The sequence below is a fragment of the Robbsia andropogonis genome, assembly GCF_000970345.1.
Classification (GTDB): domain Bacteria; phylum Pseudomonadota; class Gammaproteobacteria; order Burkholderiales; family Burkholderiaceae; genus Robbsia; species Robbsia andropogonis.
Genome location: NZ_LAQU01000174.1, coordinates 1 through 1495, shown reverse-complemented (window position 1 = coordinate 1495; position 1495 = coordinate 1). Strand labels below are relative to the sequence as shown.

3 protein-coding genes and 1 pseudogene are annotated in these 1495 nt (G+C 55.3%); 2 read left to right on the top strand and 2 right to left on the bottom strand.

Going from position 1 to position 1495, the window contains the following annotated elements:
- Both WM40_RS26900 and WM40_RS26895 read right to left on the bottom strand, forming a co-directional pair.
- Positions 1–215: pseudogene (locus WM40_RS26900) on the bottom strand (hypothetical protein); the annotation flags it as partial.
- Complete coding sequence (locus WM40_RS26895; protein ID WP_236693728.1) at positions 212–676, bottom strand: tlde1 domain-containing protein; 465 nt, start codon at positions 674–676, stop codon at positions 212–214. The pseudogene WM40_RS26900 and the gene WM40_RS26895, both read right to left, overlap by 4 nt.
- A 331-nt stretch (positions 677–1007) precedes the next feature.
- Here WM40_RS26895 and WM40_RS26890 point away from each other — a divergent pair, with 331 nt between their 5' ends.
- Both WM40_RS26890 and WM40_RS26885 read left to right on the top strand, forming a co-directional pair.
- Entirely contained in the window at positions 1008–1283 is a 276-nt protein-coding gene (locus WM40_RS26890; RefSeq protein ID WP_024906205.1) for a plasmid mobilization protein, read from the top strand.
- The gene (locus WM40_RS26885) at positions 1283–1477 is read left to right on the top strand and encodes a hypothetical protein (protein ID WP_024906204.1); all 195 of its coding nucleotides are present in this window, start codon (positions 1283–1285) and stop codon (positions 1475–1477) included. The genes WM40_RS26890 and WM40_RS26885 overlap by 1 nt, the downstream gene beginning before the upstream one ends.
- Positions 1478–1495: the final 18 nt, after the last annotated feature.

The window sequence follows — 1495 nt, the reverse complement described above, 5'->3', positions numbered from 1 at the left end:
ATGTTGTAAATCTGGCGATACAAATCCTGACCGGTCTTTTCCGAGGCCAGCAATACCGCATTGGTCTTGGATTCATCCAACCTCGTCGGATCGGTGATGCCGGCGTTTTTCAGGCTCGCGATCGCCATGTTGGTCGGCCAAGTGGCGCACGCGGGCGTCTTGGCGAGGCACACCAGCGGCGTGGCCAGGAGGAGGGTAAGAAACAGGCGCTTCATGGCACTACATTGATTTGTCGATCGCCGCTATTCCAGATCAGCACGCGCACGCGACGATCCAGGACAATGCAGCCGTCCGACGCTTGGCCGGGATGGGCCGTACTGTCGCCGTGTATCATGAACCCTGAGCGATGCTGCGTATCGGTGCCGACGTCCGGCGTCAAGCGCATCGTATAGCCGCCCGCATGAGAATGATGGAAGGGTGCCCCGATCGAGTACGAGCCGGTCGGGATGGGCCCCATACCAACCTGATTCTGCATTTGCGGGTTGTTTTGGCCGACCCCGCGACCGGAATATCCCTGCCCGACGACGGGACCGGTTCCTCGCGTCAACTGACCCGTCCTTTGGCTGTATTGCCACGGCATAGGTGTTACCCCACGTTTTGGTTTGCCGCTCTCAGACGGCCGGATCATGATGCGCAGGTCACGCTTGCCTGCCGACAGGTCGGAGCGTAATGCCATCGACCAGTTGGTGCAACTCGTCGTCGTGTGGGTGATCCATCGTCATATCGGCTCCCTTTCTCTGCCGTTTCGACGAAATACGATTGTTCATTAAAAGGCAGTCTGTCGGTCGTGACACCATGTGTACAGCATGCGGTGGTTTAGCCGATAACCACCGTTGTTGAAAAGATTAGTCTTGATTTTAGATGTATTACTCTAACGTAGAACGCAATAAAGTTGTCAATCCAGAATGCTTGCAAGTCCGGTCTTTCGCGGCCCACCTTTGGGCTTGACTTCAGCAGGGATGAATCTAAAATGTACATATCATGGTCATGTACATAGGAACAAAGAAATGGCAACTGCGACAGAGCGGATCGTTGTTCAGGTGACGCCAGTTCAGAAGCGGGCGATTGCGAGTACTGCAAAGCGTCTCGGTCTAAACGTCAGCGAGTTGATGCGTCAGGCCGCGCAGGGCTTCACACCTTCAGAGGATGAGCAGGATATGCATGCGCTCATCGAGCGCGTTAACGCGTCCACGAGCGAAGCGAACGAGGCGCTAGACGACGCACTCACGTTTGTCGTGGAGTCGAACAAACGAATCGCGGCGATGACGAAAGGTAAGCACTGATGGGCGTCACGGACAAAGTGTGGGACGCGCTCACGACGGTTATCAAGATGAACGACAAAGTGGTGTCGCTGGCTGGTACTGTGAAGGATCAACAAGCCAAGATCGAGGGCTTAACGGAACGTGTTATCCGACTCGAAGCGACATTGGAACTCATGATGCGCGCAGGCGGCGATACGAAAAAGCTCTCGCGCTGACGAGTTAGCGGTTTATTT